Genomic DNA, 16,867 nt, shown 5'->3' with positions numbered 1-16,867 from the left:
CCTTCTCCCTCTAACATTTTTATTCAGTGTTCCTTCTGATTTTAAAGAATGTTTCCCCTCCAAGGAAAGGAATAATCCCTCTGGGTGAGTAACTAGGAAAAAGATACATCTAACTTAGTGAGGAAGAAAAGATTTTTAAGGTATGCTCCATCATAGATTTCTTTTATACTTTAGGGTAGTGACTTCTTTCCAAAAGAACAACAAGTTAAAGAAGAGATTTTAAGCTATTTATTTTTTGCAGCACCTATTTAAAGGGTAGCTTAATAAAATTCTTCTAACAATATGTACGCAAAAATAGATCATAATTACGATTTATCCTTACCTTTAGCACTATGCCCCTTAGGTTTAGAAGGGCTTCGCGAATTAATGCTTGAGGCAACATGCTTTTTTGTTCGGGCAGGACCTTTACTCTTTTTGCCAATTATTACCATCGGTGTGGCCTTTTTAGTCTTACAAGTGCTTGAGCTGCCGGCGGTAGAAGCGACTTTTGCATATGTCAGAAGATTACGCTTTGGGTAATTGGGGGGAGTTACTCGCCTAACTCTAGACTTTCTTTTTGACTTTTTAAATTTTACAGCAGGAGTCAATTTTTCCTGTTGATTTAAAGCTTGGTCTGAAGAAATGAGGATCAATTTTTGGGTTTTAAAGGCTGGATTTGCTCCTTGAAAACTCATAGTTTTATAAAAGCGTTCTTTTTTTCTTTTTACTGATTTTACTTGATTAACTTTTTTAAGAACAATTCTCCATCCCCCTTGCTTACTTATGGAATAAATTTCATGCACATAAGGCTGGAACTTTTTACTCAATAAATATTCACGACATAAACTCCATAAAATTCCCATTTTACCTTCAGGATTATGGAGTCCTCTGCCCGTAATAATTTCTATAGCATAGACTTTATGGCGGCAAGATTTCTGAATAAAATTATCAATCCATTGATACTTAAGTAATAGAGGTGTTTTTCCATGAAGATCAAGCGTAGCACAGAGAGGCTTTTTATCCCACAATATACTGCTTTCATTTTGTAGAAAGATTATTAAAGCTTGATTCTTACAAATAGGTATTACTCTTTTGACTAAAGTTCTAAAAAGAGGCGCCTGTAAAAAATTTAAACATTCTTCAGCTTTATCAGTTTGAACCTCTACAAGAGAGGAAGAGGGTGGTTCCTTTAAGGAACGGAAATCGAGAATTATATATTCTTGCCCTTTTTTACTTAAGCTAGCTAATTTTTCCTGCAAATACTTATGAATAATTTGTAAGGAAAAAATTCTCTTTATAGGAATGGAAGGTATCTCTCCTGCCAGAAATACCTTTTTAATAGCATAAACCTTTTCTTCTTCCATTAATCTTTTCAAAAGCACACTTTTATTTTCAAACAAGGTCCCTTTTGCTGAACGTACAGAACCATATTTTAAATGAAGTACTCTGGCTTCCTTAAGCTTTGCTCCATTAAGATTTGCACCTGTGAAATTTGCTCCTTTTAGGTTTGCACGAAAAAAATTCGCTTTGGACATTTCCGCATCCTCACAGATCGCTCCTGCTAAATTCGCTCTTGAAAAATTTGCCCCTTTTAAATTCGTCCTTGAAAAATCTACTTCCTTTAAATTTGCTCCTGAAAAATTAATATTTTTAAGGTTTAAGTCTTTAAGATCTGCCCCGTGTAAATTAAAACCTGCGGCATAAACGTCTTGCCCTTGATGTATTTGATTATGCAAACTTATTAAATCATCCTCTTTAGCCTCTACCCTCTCCCATAAAGGAAATAAAATAATGGAGACAACTATAAGTTTTAAAGTAAAAAATTTATCACTCAAGTTTAGAAGCCGGTAGGAACAATCCATAAATAACTCTTCAATTTTTTCCTTCTTTTAATACAAAAAAAATATATTTCTTGTTTAAAATTAAATTATTATTAACCTAGAAGGCTTTTAAGACTATCAAAGATTATTTTAAGCTCGTTTTGTTGAACAGCAATTTCAGATTTATGCGCGTTAAGTTTTTCAAATTTATAGTTGACCTTTATTTTCTGTCATACCTCAACTCGAAAGAGTAAGCTCTGTGAGACTATTAAATTAAGGTTTAATCTCTCCTCACAAAAAATCTAATTTTTCAATGAATGCTGTATAACGCTTGAAACTTATTTTTTAAAGTTATCTAAAAGCATAAAAATTATTGTATAGGAAGCAGTTATATAATCATCTATCTATTAAGCCTGAATTACTCATTCTTCCTTAGAACTTTGGTTGGTAGTATGGCCATACAGATACTTCTCTTAAATCACGAAGAGGATACTGAAAGATTTTTCTAACTTTCGCCCAGCCTTACTCCTCTGCAACTATCGAGGTTTGCCGAAAGTGTCTCAGAAGATAAATAGAAGAAAAATAGCTCAAAAAATTATACTGGATTAACACCACTCTGGAATTGCCCGACCGTGGCTTTGGTCCAGGTTTTTATGGGTTGATGAATCCAATGATCCAAAAGATCATCGTTCTGCAACACTTTCAGCCGTTTTAATAGATCCGCCATAGCGACTTCAGCAGCCTTCAGATTACCATCATCAATACGCAATGCAATCCCCCACTTTTTGCCAGGAAGCCAGCCAGTGAACACACCATCAGCGCCCATTTTTACTAAAATCTTTCCTTCAGTTTTTTCAATAATATCGGTACAAAAACGCCCCGTACCTGCAATCAGTTGAGGATTGGCTTGAACAGATTGAGTCACGCGACCGCAAGCTTTCTGCAGATCGGATCGCAAATCACCCGGGTGGGCTAATCGCGCCATTCCTTTTGCTAAGGTAATTAAGGGCATTCCCATCATGGGGATAGAGCATCCATCTGTTCCCTTGGGAGAAGACTGCCATTCAATCCCCAATATCTCAGCGGCCGTCTGCATGACTTGATTCTGCAGGGGGCTTCCCACAGCACTGTATCCCTTCACCTCTTGATTAAGAAATTTGGCTAAGGTCAAAAAACCAGCATGCTTGCCCGAGCAGGCATTGTGCAAAGGATTCGGCTGTTGACCGGCGAGATGGAGCTGCTTATTAGCCTCTCGCCCCATGGGTGCATGAATTCCACATTCTAAATCATCGACTGTTAAACCAAGTCTTTCTAACCATAATCCCACTAAATTGACATGAATGGGCTCCCCACTGTGGGATGCACATGCTAAAACAACCTCAGCATCTGTCACCTTAAATTGGTCCGCCGCGCCGCTCACCAACATCGCCAGCACATTCAGGGGTTTGAGAGAAGATCTAGCAAAAATCAACTGCTGATAATTGCCAGCCGCTGCAATCAGATCGCCTTCACTATCAACCACTGCATAGCTACCGCGATGACGATTTTCAATCAGGTCGCCCCGCTTTACCTCGGCCAATACAGGATTGTTTACAGTTTGACTCATAATCCTAACTCCCGATGTTCAACCATTACATTTTCTCCAAGTTTCTGAAGGTATTTGGCTAACTGTTCAACCATAAAAACCGATCGATGCTGTCCGCCTGTACAGCCGCACGCAATTGTCAAATAACTCCGTCCAGAGTTTTTAAATCCCTTAAGAGTGGGCTCCAGAGTTTGCTTAATTGACGTAAAAACACTCGTCCACGATCGATCATGCTGCAAGAACTTGGCAACAGGCTCATCCCGCCCCGTTAAAGGCTGCAAGTGCTCTTCGTAATGAGGGTTTTCCAAAAACCGGGCATCCAAAACAATATCCGCATCAGCGGGCAACCCTTTGCGGTAAGAAAAAGAGATTAAACGAATTTGCAACTGCGGCGACGTCGCCCGCGTAAAAATATTTTTAAGGACACGACCTAAGGTAACAACTGACAGCAAGGAGGTATCAATCACATAGTCAGCAACAGCTTTGATGGGGGCTAAGCGCTCTCGTTCTTCTTGAATACCTTCTGCCAACGTTTTGTGACCATAGGGGTGACGGTGGCGCGAGACATTATAGCGCTTCATCAATACATCACTGTGACAGCCCAGGTATAAAAGTTTAACATTATAGGTTTGACGTAACTTATCTAATGTTTTCAAAAAACTACCAGCCTGAGCGCCAAGGGTGCGAACATCGACACCCACAACGAGGGGAAGTCCCAAATTTCCCTCTTGAATGCCTTCATGTAAATGGGCGAATAAATATTGCGGGAGGTTATCAATAATTGTATACCCCAGATCTTCAAAAACCTTAAGAGCTGTGGATCGGCCAGCTCCTGACATACCGGTAATAAAAATAAAATCCGGTAGCTTTTTATGATCCTGTTCCGCCATTATTCCTCCTGAGACAAACTGTCATCTATTTTTTATTATGATTCTTCAGTACATCTAAAACCATAACTTTCTGGAGATTAAAAATGAAGGCAAAATTCTTGCTTACGATTCTTTTCTTAACAACAACGGGGGCCATGGCTGATTGTTGCCCAGAATCGACATCACAAAATATTCACATCGAACAACCATTAGTGCGTCCTGCACTGGCTGGCAAAAACACCGGCGCTTATATGACAATTAAATTAAAGTGCATGAAAGCAACCGACACATTACTCAGTGCAGAGTGTAGCGCCTGTGAAACAGTTGAGCTTCATGATCATATTAATGATAATGGCATCATGCGCATGCGCCCTGTGGCCAACATTATTGTCAAAGACGGTGAAGTTAATTTTAAACCCGGTGGGTTACATGTTATGTTGATGGGATTAAAGCACGAGTTAAAAGAAGGTGAAATCTTGAAAATTCGCCTTAATTTTGAAAAAGCCGGCCCCATCGATATTGACTATACCGTCCAAAATCCGGTGGCCTAACTCACCTTCTCTCCCTCTCTCTTTTCCCGGCTCTTCGCGGTGCTCCGGCCGGGAACTCGAGCTGACAAGCGGTGGCCCCTATGATCTCGAGACCCCGGATCAAGTCCGGGGAATAAGTTCTTTTGTATGGCTACTATTTTACCATTTTCTCCCTTTTCCCGGCCAAAGAGCCGGGAACTCGAGCTGACAAGCGGTGACCCCTATGATCTCGAGACCCCGGATCAAGTCCGGGGAATAAGTTCTTTTGTATGGCTACTATTTTACCATTTTCTCCCTTTTCCCGGCCAAAGAGCCGGGACTCGAGCTGACAAGCGGTGGCCCCTATGATCTCGAGACCCCGGATCAAGTCCGGGGAATAAGTTCTTTTGTATGGCTACTATTTTACCATTTTCTCCCTTTTCCCGGCCAAAGAGCCGGGAACTCGAGCTGACAAGCGGTGACCCCTATGATCTCGAGACCCCGGATCAAGTCCGGGGAATAAGTTCTTTTGTATGGCTACTATTTTACCATTTTCTCCCTTTTCCCGGCCGAAGAGCCGGGAACTCGAGATAACAAGCGGTAACACCCTATGATCTCTTATTTTTCTATATAATCTTTACATCCGAAACCGTTCCATAAAGCTCACAAAGTTTAAGTTGGACTTTTTGTCCTTTTAAGTTTTCATAAACAAGCCAGTTCCCATGCTCGGTCAGGCAGATTGACACACCCTCTAGGCCGTCGAAAAAGAAGTTGGGTGTAACAGAGAGCACCTTACACAATTGATACAGGCGATAAGGCGGTAACTTATCCATCCCCCGTTCATATTTAGAAAGTTGTTGCTGTGTAATCTTAAGCAATTTGGCTAAGTCATGCTGTTTAAGATTTAAAGACACCCGTCTTTTTTTGATTTGTTGGCCAATATGGGCTTCTATGGAGGACAATTTTGAGTTCATAGTATAACAACTACCTTTTAAATTTTTTGTAAACAAAGGGTCTGCAGGCCCAGAAAACCTGGTTCCTTTAGCGATAAAATCTTTGTTAATTTAGGGGACTTTTAAATGGCTGTTTTATGCTGAGACGCTTTCGGAAAAGCAATCACATTTCCAACTTGGCGTACAGTGGTATCTTTCTTATGAAGGGAAAGAAAACTTAAGACGGGGGCATTTGTTCGATCGGCACTTTGTAAGTATTTTCTCACCACTAAATCTGACTTTTGATGACCCCACAATTTTTGGTGCAGTTGAACTGTCATGCTTTCCATAGTTTCAAAGAACTCGTCCCCTATTATTAGCGTCAATAGCTGGCGTTTTCCATGAATGGTGGTATGGGTAGAGATGGACTGGAATAGACTTTTTAAAGAAGTCAGATGATCGGCGTCATCCGAAGAAAGCATAAAATTAACCTCTTGCTTGTTAAAGCGTTGGGCACAGAAGGCAATTAAATCTAGCCCTTGAAGCACCATTTCAATCAAGGCGGCATCATACAAGGGCTGAGAGAGATCACCTAAATGGGACTCTTCTTCAAGCGTAAAACTGCTGATGCGTAAAGAATCAGGAGAAGGTTGGATTGTTATAGCTAAAGAGAACGCAGTCTGGGACTGATGTAATGTTAATACCAACCCGGCTGGCGTTACCGAACAGTCAAGCTCATAGGAGAAAGCCAGCTCTTCCTTCTGCCAAGATGTAACGTAATTTTTTAATTCTTTAAATGGTGTTAACCTATTACTCGAAATCATAATAAAACCTTTCTAAATATTTGGTGCTGGACCTCTTAATAAGCAATTTCTTAAGATTCTCCAAATGGGAAGAAAGATTCAGTCTTATGAAAAAAAGTTGTTGCTTTAAGGTTAAAGATAAGGAATTAAGCCATTTTTGGAAATTTAGAAGAAAGAGAATAAGATTATGACATAAAAATTAGGTTAATATAAAACATTGGATAATATTTTATATGGTATAATTTATTATTAAATAAAAGACTTTTAAATACATTAATCTAAAATTATTTCACATATATTTTTTGACTATTAGGGTGAGATAAAGAGAAAAAATCTCTTCTCTACCCAAGGGCAAATGACATTGACGGGAGCACACAAAAAAGGTATTAAGAAATGTATAGTTAAAAAAACGTAAAAATCAACTGATAGTTGTTAATAAGAACAAGGAAAAAATTATGCGTTATGTAAAATTAGAAGAGATAGAATGTACCCCAAATTTATGTATCTGCATTGCTAAATAGTATGCTTAAGGGTAAAGGAAGATAGGAAATCAATTGCTATCTTCACTTCCCTTTACTTTTTAAGTATTTTAGTAATAATCTAATTTTTTTAGAATTTTTTCTCCTCTTGGAGAACACATAATACATGGGAGTTTCTGGTCCAATTATATCAGGAAATATGTCTATAAACTCAGAACTTAATACAGCCGAGTAATCTGGTAACTCTGTAATTCCTATTCCATAAAGACAACTATTAAACATTCCATGCAAAGAGTCTATTTCAAAATATGATTCTCTAGGATAACCAAATTTTTCCCTTCCCACGTTTAAAACCCAATTGGTACTTCCATATGAACTATAATAATTACCCCTATAAGTAATAAGCCGATGGTTATCTAGATCTTCTGGTTTTTCAGGTTTACCAAACTTTTTAAGGTATAGGGGACTAGCAAAAAGACGAATATAAGTCGTAAAAAGATGTTCTTGTATTAATTCAGGTTGGTGAGGCCTAAAAAGGCATATAGCAACATCCCCTTCAGAAATATCAATATTATCACTTCTAAGTAAAACTTTTATTTTAATTTTAGGATATTTCTCTAAAAAACTGGGTAAAATAGGGGTTAGCCAGACAGCACCCACAAAAGGAGTGGTAATAATTTTTATCTCACCTTCCGCTTCATCTTCTTTTTCGTAAAAAACTCTCTCAAAGCTGCTGGCTTGTTGCAGAATGTTTTCAGCAAAAAGACATAATCTTTCCCCTTGAGGCGTAAGTCGCATGCCGGTCGAAATTCTGTCAAAGAGTTTTGTTCCAATTTGATCTTCTAAAGTAATGAGTGCTTTACTTAAAGCTGATTGCGTTAGATTAAGCTTATCAGCTGCACGAGTCATATTTTCTGCACGCGCTATTTCATAAATAAGTCTTAATTTAGACAGATCAATGGGTCTCATCAACAAAGTCCGATTTATTTCATCAATACATATCAATCCTTATATTAAAATGAATTTTTAAAATAAAGGTTAATTTTATGTAGGATTGTGATTAAATATTTTTTCATAATGCGCTTCCTTTCCCGGACTTGCTCCGGGACCTCGAGATGGCAGACGCTGGCCCTTGTGAGCTCGAGACCCCGGATCAAGTCCGGGGAATAAGTTCTTTTGTATGGCTACTATTTTACCATTTTCTCCCTTTTCCCGGCCGTAGAGCCGGGAACTCGAGATAACAAGCGGGTAACCCTTATGATTTCAAGACCCCGGATCAAGTCCGGGGAAATGTTTTTTGTAAAGCTTTGCTAGTCTAAAAAGAAATCCGGCATCAAGGGAACCCCCTCTTTCATTGCATAGGACGATAAGTCATCCACACCTGAGGCAAGCAGCACTTCTTCATCGGTAAAGAAGTTGCCTGTGCAGCTTTTGGCATTTCGATTCAAAATCGCATAGGCGGCATCAGCAACAATTTCTGGCTTGCGCATACAGTCAAACGGTATATCGGCCCCGATTGCTTTAAAAGCATCTGTTGCAATTGCTGTGACAGGCCATAAGGCATTAAAAGCGACTCCTTTGTCGCGGAATTCTTCTGCCATTCCGAGAACGCACATGCTCATTCCATACTTTGACATGGTATAGGCCACATGGTTTTTGAACCATTTAGGATCCTTATTGAGCGGCGGCGATAAAGTCAATACATGAGGATTAGCCGCTTTGAAAAGATGTGGCAAACAGGCTTGTATGGTGGCAAAGGTTGCCCGACCATTCACTGCCATCATCAAATCAAAACGGTTCATCGGCGTCTGCAACGTGCCGGTTAAACTAATGGCACTTGCATTATTCACAACGATATCAATTCCCCCAAACCGCTCAACAGTTTGCTGCACCGCCTCTTGAATCTGGCTTTCTTGACGCACATCCACCTTAAGAGGAAGACATTGGCCACCGGCTGCTTCAATTTCCTTAGCAACCGTATGAATCGTCCCAGGCAACCGAGGATGTGGCTCATCCGTTTTTGCCGCAATCACAATATTTGCCCCGTCTTGCGCACATTTTAAAGCAATAGCGCGGCCAATACCGCGGCTACCGCCTGTTATAAACAAAGTTTTACCGTTTAAGGACATAGCTTTTTCCTTATCCAAAGTGCTTATCATCAAAATTCATCAACGGTTTTGCCCCAGCCATAATCTGCGAGAACAAGGCTGATGATTGAGGTAAAACCTTTGTCATAAAGAATCTTGCCGTGTGAATTTTGGCTTCATAGAAATCATCTTCTCCTTGGCCGATTTTCGCTTGGGCCACTTCCACAGCACGACACCATAGGTAAGCAAGCGCCGTTAATCCAAACAACCGCAAATAGTCGGTTGCCGCGGCTCCCGCCTCATCCGCATTTCCCAGCGCCTTGGTGGCAATTGTGACCGTCGCGTGTTGCAAACGACCATAAACCTTAGCCAGCGGTTGAATAAAGTCAGCTAAGTCAATATTAGTCGCGTGTTGAGTTAAATAAGCATCCAGCGGATGGAAGAAGCGCCGCAAGAATCGCCCGGCATGAGCTGGTAATTTACGACCAATTAAGTCGAGCGCCTGCACCCCATTAGTTCCTTCATAAATTTGCGCAATCCGTGCATCCCGAGCAAATTGCTCCATGCCCCATTCGTGGATATAACCATGTCCGCCGAAAACTTGAAGCCCCAGATTAGCCCCTTCTGTCCCAACATCGGTCAAGAATGCCTTAATGATAGGGGTCATGAGCTGGACAAAATCTTCGGCTTCTTGCTTTTGAACAGGATCACTACTGTGTTCCATGACATCTAAAGTTTCGGCCACCCACGCTGCTAACAAACGACATCCTTCATTCATGGATTTCATCGTCAACAACATCCGCCGGATATCGGGATGAACCATCAATGGATCAGCTGGCTTATCGGGATATTTTGGCCCCGTTAAAGACCGCCCTTGCAAACGGTCCCGTGCATAAGCCAAGGCATTTTGATAAGCAACTTCAGCAATGCCCAGTCCCTGCATGCCAACGCCAATCCGTTCGGTGTTCATCATGGTAAACATGTTGTTAATCCCTTTGTAGAGATCCCCCACCAAATAACCGACCGCGCCATCAAAATTCATCACACAGGTTGAGGAGGCTTTGATTCCCATTTTGTGTTCAATGGAGGCACAAAAAACAGGATTACGTTCCCCTAAGCTATCATCCTCGTTCACCATAAATTTAGGCACGAGGAACAAACTGATCCCTTTAATGCCAGGAGCTGCTTCAGGCGTTCTGGCAATCACAAAGTGAATAATGTTGTCCGTTAAATCATGATCACCCGACGAAATGAAAATCTTCGTTCCAGAGATTCTATAGGTCCCATCGGACTGTAGTTCAGCTTTTGTTCGCAGTAAACCTAAGTCCGTTCCACAATGGGGTTCTGTCAAACACATGGTGCCGGCCCAGGTTCCTTGAATCAATTTTGGCAGGTATTTATCCTTAAGCTCTTTGCTTCCATGACGCTCTAACATGATGGATGAGCCTCGGGTAAGCCCAGGGTAAAGGCTGAAAGCAAGATTAGAGGAACAAATCATTTCTTCCGTCATCATGGAAATGACGTTAGGCAGTCCTTGTCCACCATATTCGGCATTGCCCGTTAAGGTCGGCCACCCACCGTCCACGAAAGCTTTATAGGCTTCTTTGAAGCCTTTGGGGGTTGTGACGGCATGGTCATGCCAATGGCAACCTTCCTTATCCCCTGATTGGTTGAGGGGGTGCAAAACTGTTTCAGTAAAGCGAGCCGATTCATTAAAAACAGCTTCAATTAAGTCTCTGTTAACCTCAGAAAATTGAGGGATTGATTGAACACGGCTTGTTCCGATCACTTCATCAAGAACAAACATCATATCTCGTAAAGGGGCTTTATAAGTTGGCATCGTTAGTTCCTCAATGGTTTTCCGGTTTCAAGAATACTCTCCACACGTGCGTGGGTCTTCGGATTGCGGACCAACGCCATGAAAGCTTCCCTTTCAAGGGCTAAAATCTCATCCTCGGTTGAAGCTTCATCGTCTCCTCCTGTCAGGATATAAGCAAGCTTTTTAGAAACCTCTTCATCATAGGCACTTGCTTTACCTAATTTGACCATCGCTTTGACAGCCATATTCATGGAAACACGTGCTCCCCCACCCGGCAAATTAAACACAATCGGTTCGGGCGCCTTATACCCCTCAACCATGGATAAAGCTTGGGCCTTGGCAGTCGCAAGAACACGATCACGGTTCATAACGATTGGATCTTCTTCATGGAGGAATAATAATTCTTTGGCTTCAAATGCGGACTTAGCCACACGGGCTGTGCCGATGGTTTCAAATAATTTACCCACAGCAACCATACCGCCGCCGGGTCGTTTTTTATTGTTCATCGAACGATGCAGCATTTCTTTACACCCACCCCAAGCTGGGACAATACCAACACCAACTTCGACCAACCCAATATAAGATTCGGCATGGGCCACCACAGCATCACTGTGTAACAAGATTTCACAGCCACCCCCCAGCGCCATCCCTGAAGGCGCTGAAATCACCGGAAATGGTGCATACTTCAGGGCTTTGTAAGCGTCTTGGCCACCCTTAACAATATCGGCAATAAGAGGCCATAATGCCACATTCATGGCAAATAAGGCTAAACCAAGATTGGCACCGGCAGAGAAGTTTGACCCTTCATTATAAACCACCAAAGCTTTGTAATCTTTTTGAACAATATCAATGGCTTTGAAGATCATCTTCATGGTTTCAGGGTCGAGAGAATTCATCTTACTGATAAACTCAAGGCAAACAACGCCATCGCCAATGTCCCACAAAGCAGCCGATGCATTCTTCGCAATGGGTTTGGAGCGCAATTTAATATCGCTAAGTAATAAAACACCCTCTGGACGCTTCAGTTTTTCATAACCCTTACCGTCAAAATAGTGAATCTGCCCATTCTCAACCTTGTAGAATGTCCCCTCCCCAACGGCTTCTAGAATTTTGGGAACGGCACGACCTTCCGTCTTTAAGCGATCAGCCAACCATTTTGCCCCGATTTTATCAATCAACTCAAAGGGACCAAATTTCCAGTTATATCCAAGACGCATGGCAGCATCGATGTCTGCAATATTATCAGCAATCTCATCAACAATATCAGCGGTATACCGTAAGACTTCGGATAAGACATTCCAAGCGAACTCGCTATAGCGATCCTTTGAGGAAAGCAAGAGCTGCAGATTGTTTTTTGCTGTCTCAAGAACAGTTACCTTTGCCTTTTTGGAGGGGGCAAACTCTCCCGTCCTCAAATTAACGGATTGTTTGACCTTAGTCCCATCAGCTTTCTTGTCTAAACGATAGAAACCACCCTTCCCTTTACGGCCTGTATATCCTTCTTCAATCAATTTATTGATAACAGGCATATCTTTATAAGAAGTATGGAACGGATCCGTTGTTGGTAAGGCTTGACGCATGCTTTGCATGACGAGCGGAATTAAATCTAACCCGACTAAGTCAACCAAACCAAAAACACCTGTCTTCGGAATCCCCATCGGACGACCAAAGATGGCATCGGCTTCTTCGACGGAGATATCATGCGTTAAGGCTTCAACCATGGCTTTTTGAATCCAGAAAGTGCCGATACGGTTGGCAATAAAGCCGGGCGAATCTTTGCAGTGAACCACGCCTTTGCCCAACCCTCTATCGCCAAAATCAGAAAGCGTCTTTAAAGATTCTTGATCAGATTCTTTAGAAGAAACTATTTCTAAAAGACGGGTATAACGGGGTGGATTGAAAAAGTGAGTAATAAAGAAATTCTTTTTAAAGTCAACTGTTCGTCCTTCAATAAGCTTTTCCATCGGAATTGTTGAGGTATTGGAAGAAACAATTGTACCTGGCCGCACAACCTTTTCAATCTTTTCATAAAGATCACGTTTATACTCAATCTTTTCGATGATTGCTTCCACCACCCAATCGCAGCCTGCCAGCTTATCAAGATCAGAATCCGTATTCCCCGCTGTGATGCGCTTGGCAGCATCCGCCGACATGAAGGGCGCGGGATCTGTCTTTTTCATTTTTTCGAGAGCGTCTTCAGCTAATCTATTTTTTTGACCAAACCCCGATTGAGGTAAATCTAATAATAAAACCTGAATGCCTGCATTGGCCATATGGGCGGCAATGCCACTGCCCATAACACCCGCGCCAATAACCGCGGCTTTTTTAATCTCTTTCACCATTAAATCGCCTCCAGAATTGTTGCAATTCCTTGCCCACCCCCAATACATTGGGCTGACAAAGCATACTTTTTCTTTTCCCGTTGCAATAACGCCGCAGCTTTACCTGTAATACGAGCTCCAGTGGCGCCGAGCGGATGACCTAGAGCAAGCGCCCCGCCATCGATATTCACTTTGTTCCAATCCAGGCCAAGCTCTTTGACACAGGCAATCGCTTGGGAGGCAAACGCTTCATTTAATTCAATAATGTCCATATCTTGGGCGGTTAAATCAGCGCGCTCTAGAGCCTTTTTTGCCGCCGCTACAGGGCCAATTCCCATAATGTCGGGATCACATCCAGCAACTGCAAAGCTTTTAATTCTTGCCAGCATGGGCAGACCATGTTTTTTCGCATAATCTTCAGAACAAACCAGAACAGCCGCCGCCCCATCAGTAATGGGCGATGATGTCCCTGCCGTTACAGTTCCGTTAACATCAAAAGCTGGCTTCAGGTTTGCCAAAGCTTCTAAATTAGTTCCAGGGCGAATACAGGAATCCTTATCAACCATACCCGCTTTAGTTTGGAGAGGGATAATTTCATCAGCTAGACGGCCTTCTGCTTGGGCTTTGGCGGCTTTCGCATGGGAGTCAACGGCGAGTTGCTCCTGTTCTTTGCGAGAAATCTTCCACCGTTCAGCCACATTTTCAGCTGTATCGCCCATCCCGATGTAGGCACCGGGCAACCGTTCATAAAGCTTTGGATTTGGCAAGGGATTAAACCCCCCCATGGGAACGCGGCTCATGGATTCAACACCGGCACAAATAAAGACCTCGCCCGCACCACAGGCGATGGCGCCAACGGCTTGATGAATAGCCTGCATTGACGAGCCGCAAAAACGGTTAACAGTGACGCCACCAATTGTAATCGGCAGGTCAGCATTTAAAACGACGAGTCGACCTAAATTCAACCCCTGTTCGCCTTCCGGAAAAGCGCAGCCTAAAATTAAATCTTCGATATCGTCCACATTAACTTTGATTCTCTCAATTAAGCCCTTAACGACTTCTGCTGCCATATCATCGGCCCTAACCTTGGTTAATTCTCCCTTCCCCCCGACTGAAAAGGGTGTGCGAACATATCCAGCAATAACGGCGTTTTTCATGGAACCTTCCTACAATTTTGTTCAACATTTATTAAAATGGTAACAAATAAATTAGAGAAGTTCACCGGCTATTTCTTCCTAATAAAGGATTAACAAAATATGCCCCTTTTCCTAGCCAGTCTCAAGGCCCCCTTTTTTCCGGGCAAGCGTAGTGCGACCAAGAGAGTATATAGTAGCGTTCTCCCTCATTCCGGCCTTGAGCCGGAATCCATGCCTCTCTTTTGGAGCAGTATGGCTTTTCACAGCTATACTTTCCTAAGCCTTGCTACCCTCCCGAGGCAGGTATGGTTTCCGGGTCGCCCTTCGGTTGCCCGGAAAGAGGGGATTTTTCTCGGCTGAGCTTGTTCTTCCCTTCTACTTTCCCGGCCGGAGCACCGCGAAGAGCCGGGATCTCGACCTGACAAGCGATTGCCCCTGTGATCTCGAGTTTCCGGGTCGCGCTGCACTTGCCCGGAAAGAGGGGATTTTTCCCGGCTGAGCTTGTTCTTCCCTTCTACTTTCCCGGCCGGAGCACCGCGAAGAGCCGGGATCTCGACCTGACAAGCGATTGCCCCTGTGATCTCGAGTTTCCGGGTCGCCCTTCGGTTGCCCGGAAAGAGGGGATTTTTCCCGGCTGAGGTTGTTCTTCCCTTCTACTTTCCCGGCCGGAGCACCGCGAAGAGCCGGGATCTCGACCTGACAAGCGATTGCCCCTGTGATCTCGAGTTTCCGGGTCGCGCTGCACTTGCCCGGAAAGAGGGTTCTTTTTCTCGGCCGAGCTTGTTCTTCCCTTCTACTTTCCCGGCCGGAGCACCGCGAAGAGCGGGATCTCGACCTGACAAGCGATTGCCCCTGTAATCTCGAGTTTCCGGGTCGCGCTGCACTTGCCCGGAAAAAAATATTTAATCACAATCCTACATAAAATTAACCTTTATTTTAAAAATTCATTTTAATATAAGAATTAATACATATTGATTAAATAAATCGGACCTTAACCATGAGACCGCTAGATCTGTCTAAATTAAGACCATTTTATATGGTTGCTCGAGAAGGTAGTATGACAAAAGCTGCAGCAAAGCTTAATGTAAGCCAACCCTCTCTCAGTGTTCTAATTGGCGATTTAGAATATAATCTTAAAACGCAATTGTTTGAGCGCCTTCCAGCGGGTGTAAGACTTACGGCTCACGGAGAGGAATTATATGCATTTGCAGAAACTATTATTCAGCAAACAGATAGTTTTGAAAAAAAATTTCATGAAAAAGAAGATGAGATCAGTGGTGATTTAAAAATTGTGACGACTCCCTTTACCGGTACCAATTGGTTGGTTCCTGCTTTAAAAGATTTTTTGAAAAAACACCCAGACATTAAGATTAAAATTTTACTAAGAAGTGAGGATTTTTCTCCCATTGATGGAGATGTAGTGATATCTGCTTTAATTCCCCACCAACCTCATCTTATCCAAAAACCTCTTTTTAGCGTAAATATACGATTGTTTGCTAGCTCCGAATACTTGAAAAGATTTGGAATTCCCCAAAGCATAGAAGATCTGAATCACCATCGTTTGATAACCTATAAAGGCAATTACTATACTGCTTATGGAAGTACGAATTGGGTACTTAATGTGGGCATCAAAGCAGGCCAAGCCCCTAGAACATCATATTTTGAAATAGATTCTTTACAAGGTATGTTTATAAGTGCTCAAATGGGATATGGTATTGCAGAATTGCCTGACTTATTTATTACGCCCGAATGCGGACTAATTGAAGTTATCCCTACTTTAGTAGGCCCCACTGTTGACCTCTATTATATTTTTCCCGAAAATAGAAGAAATTCAAAAAAAATAGATAAGCTTTTTCAATATTTATTGAAAAAGGGAAGACCTAAGTATTAGCCTTCCCTTCCAAATATGTTAATTTCCTCTTTTTATTATAGAAATAGAAAGACAAGGTTGAGATATAAAGTTTTCTAATTTTCTTTTGTTCATAATTTTTCTCCCTATTTGTCGATATCAACTATTAGTTGAATTTGTGGTCTTTTTCAATTAGACGCTTATTTAATATCGTTTTTAATACAAGAAGTCAATACTTGCGCCAAAATTTTGGAAAAATTTTTCTCTTCCACTATACATTTAACAAAAAAATTTATAATTTTTGTAACATCAATTTTTTTAAATATATTACTTCTTTATTAAAAAAATAATTTTTAAGTCTTAGGGGCAATAAGCAAAAATTATACTCCTTATTATCCATCATAATTTTTTTATAGATAATTTTTCTTTTGTTGTTCTTACTTCATTTTCTTCCGGCTTTGATCTCCAATCAAGTTGAGGACAAGACCGGCGGGGACCACATGAGTGATTAAACAATAAGTGTATCCCCCGGACTTGACCCGGGGTCTCGGAATCATAAGGGCCACAGCTTGCCATCTCGAGATCACGGCTGGGTGTATCGATCTTTTTAACTGACCAAGAAAACTGACTTGTTTATGAAAACTTAAAAGGACAAAAAGTCCAACTTAAACTTTGTGAG

12 protein-coding genes are annotated in these 16,867 nt (G+C 41.8%); 2 read left to right on the top strand and 10 right to left on the bottom strand.

The window, feature by feature from the left end:
- Nucleotides 1-305 precede the first annotated feature (305 nt).
- The 3 genes from ID47_RS11430 to rapZ form a co-directional block, all read right to left on the bottom strand.
- Nucleotides 306-1,814, bottom strand: coding sequence for a pentapeptide repeat-containing protein (locus ID47_RS11430; RefSeq protein WP_198022303.1), 1,509 nt, complete (start codon nucleotides 1,812-1,814; stop codon nucleotides 306-308).
- Nucleotides 1,815-2,394: 580 nt separating this feature from the next.
- On the bottom strand, nucleotides 2,395-3,405 hold the full coding sequence (locus tag ID47_RS00510; protein WP_038462759.1) for an asparaginase: 1,011 nt from the start codon (nucleotides 3,403-3,405) through the stop codon (nucleotides 2,395-2,397).
- Entirely contained in the window at nucleotides 3,402-4,274 is an 873-nt protein-coding gene (gene rapZ, locus ID47_RS00505) for an RNase adapter RapZ (protein WP_051908301.1), read from the bottom strand. Before rapZ ends, ID47_RS00510 begins: the two co-directional genes overlap by 4 nt.
- A gap of 83 nt (nucleotides 4,275-4,357) precedes the next feature.
- Here rapZ and ID47_RS00500 point away from each other — a divergent pair, with 83 nt between their 5' ends.
- Entirely contained in the window at nucleotides 4,358-4,804 is a 447-nt protein-coding gene (locus ID47_RS00500) for a copper chaperone PCu(A)C (protein WP_051908299.1), read from the top strand.
- A gap of 584 nt (nucleotides 4,805-5,388) precedes the next feature.
- On the opposite strand, the gene ID47_RS11425 is transcribed toward ID47_RS00500, so the two are convergent.
- The 7 genes from ID47_RS11425 to ID47_RS00465 all read right to left on the bottom strand — a co-directional run bounded on the left by ID47_RS11425 (nucleotide 5,389) and on the right by ID47_RS00465 (nucleotide 14,360).
- The gene (locus ID47_RS11425) at nucleotides 5,389-5,736 is read right to left on the bottom strand and encodes a helix-turn-helix domain-containing protein (RefSeq protein WP_051908296.1); all 348 of its coding nucleotides are present in this window, start codon (nucleotides 5,734-5,736) and stop codon (nucleotides 5,389-5,391) included.
- Between the two features lie 101 nt (nucleotides 5,737-5,837).
- Complete coding sequence (locus ID47_RS00490) at nucleotides 5,838-6,518, bottom strand: hypothetical protein (RefSeq protein WP_038462756.1); 681 nt, start codon at nucleotides 6,516-6,518, stop codon at nucleotides 5,838-5,840.
- 542 nt (nucleotides 6,519-7,060) lie between these two features.
- A complete protein-coding gene (locus ID47_RS00485) occupies nucleotides 7,061-7,945 on the bottom strand; it encodes a LysR family transcriptional regulator (RefSeq protein WP_038462754.1) in 885 nt (294 codons plus the stop codon).
- 341 nt (nucleotides 7,946-8,286) lie between these two features.
- Complete coding sequence (locus ID47_RS00480; RefSeq protein ID WP_038462751.1) at nucleotides 8,287-9,105, bottom strand: SDR family oxidoreductase; 819 nt, start codon at nucleotides 9,103-9,105, stop codon at nucleotides 8,287-8,289.
- Nucleotides 9,106-9,115: 10 nt separating this feature from the next.
- On the bottom strand, nucleotides 9,116-10,903 hold the full coding sequence (locus ID47_RS00475) for an acyl-CoA dehydrogenase C-terminal domain-containing protein (protein ID WP_038462749.1): 1,788 nt from the start codon (nucleotides 10,901-10,903) through the stop codon (nucleotides 9,116-9,118).
- A 2-nt stretch (nucleotides 10,904-10,905) separates the two neighbouring features.
- Nucleotides 10,906-13,224, bottom strand: coding sequence for a 3-hydroxyacyl-CoA dehydrogenase/enoyl-CoA hydratase family protein (locus tag ID47_RS00470; RefSeq protein WP_038462746.1), 2,319 nt, complete (start codon nucleotides 13,222-13,224; stop codon nucleotides 10,906-10,908).
- Complete coding sequence (locus ID47_RS00465; protein WP_038462743.1) at nucleotides 13,224-14,360, bottom strand: thiolase family protein; 1,137 nt, start codon at nucleotides 14,358-14,360, stop codon at nucleotides 13,224-13,226. Before ID47_RS00465 ends, ID47_RS00470 begins: the two co-directional genes overlap by 1 nt.
- 976 nt (nucleotides 14,361-15,336) lie before the next feature.
- Between ID47_RS00465 and ID47_RS00455 the strand changes: the two genes are divergently transcribed.
- Entirely contained in the window at nucleotides 15,337-16,230 is an 894-nt protein-coding gene (locus ID47_RS00455; protein ID WP_075261535.1) for a LysR family transcriptional regulator, read from the top strand.
- Nucleotides 16,231-16,867: the final 637 nt, after the last annotated feature.

This window comes from Candidatus Paracaedibacter acanthamoebae (assembly GCF_000742835.1).
Lineage (GTDB): Bacteria > Pseudomonadota > Alphaproteobacteria > Paracaedibacterales > Paracaedibacteraceae > Paracaedibacter > Paracaedibacter acanthamoebae.
The sequence above is the reverse complement of the archived record's forward strand: the minus strand, read 5'-3'. Positions and strand labels throughout refer to the sequence as shown.

Excerpts from the sequence above, each read along its gene's own strand:
- ID47_RS00510 (WP_038462759.1), bottom strand. The coding sequence starts at position 3,405 with ATGAGTCAAACTGTAAACAATCCTGTATTGGCCGAGGTAAAGCGGGGC.
- rapZ (WP_051908301.1), bottom strand. The coding sequence starts at position 4,274 with ATGGCGGAACAGGATCATAAAAAGCTACCGGATTTTATTTTTATTACC.
- ID47_RS00500 (WP_051908299.1), top strand. The coding sequence starts at position 4,358 with ATGAAGGCAAAATTCTTGCTTACGATTCTTTTCTTAACAACAACGGGG.
- ID47_RS11425 (WP_051908296.1), bottom strand. The coding sequence starts at position 5,736 with ATGAACTCAAAATTGTCCTCCATAGAAGCCCATATTGGCCAACAAATC.
- ID47_RS00490 (WP_038462756.1), bottom strand. The coding sequence starts at position 6,518 with ATGATTTCGAGTAATAGGTTAACACCATTTAAAGAATTAAAAAATTAC.
- ID47_RS00485 (WP_038462754.1), bottom strand. The coding sequence starts at position 7,945 with ATGAGACCCATTGATCTGTCTAAATTAAGACTTATTTATGAAATAGCG.
- ID47_RS00480 (WP_038462751.1), bottom strand. The coding sequence starts at position 9,105 with ATGTCCTTAAACGGTAAAACTTTGTTTATAACAGGCGGTAGCCGCGGT.
- ID47_RS00475 (WP_038462749.1), bottom strand. The coding sequence starts at position 10,903 with ATGCCAACTTATAAAGCCCCTTTACGAGATATGATGTTTGTTCTTGAT.
- ID47_RS00470 (WP_038462746.1), bottom strand. The coding sequence starts at position 13,224 with ATGGTGAAAGAGATTAAAAAAGCCGCGGTTATTGGCGCGGGTGTTATG.
- ID47_RS00465 (WP_038462743.1), bottom strand. The coding sequence starts at position 14,360 with ATGAAAAACGCCGTTATTGCTGGATATGTTCGCACACCCTTTTCAGTC.
- ID47_RS00455 (WP_075261535.1), top strand. The coding sequence starts at position 15,337 with ATGAGACCGCTAGATCTGTCTAAATTAAGACCATTTTATATGGTTGCT.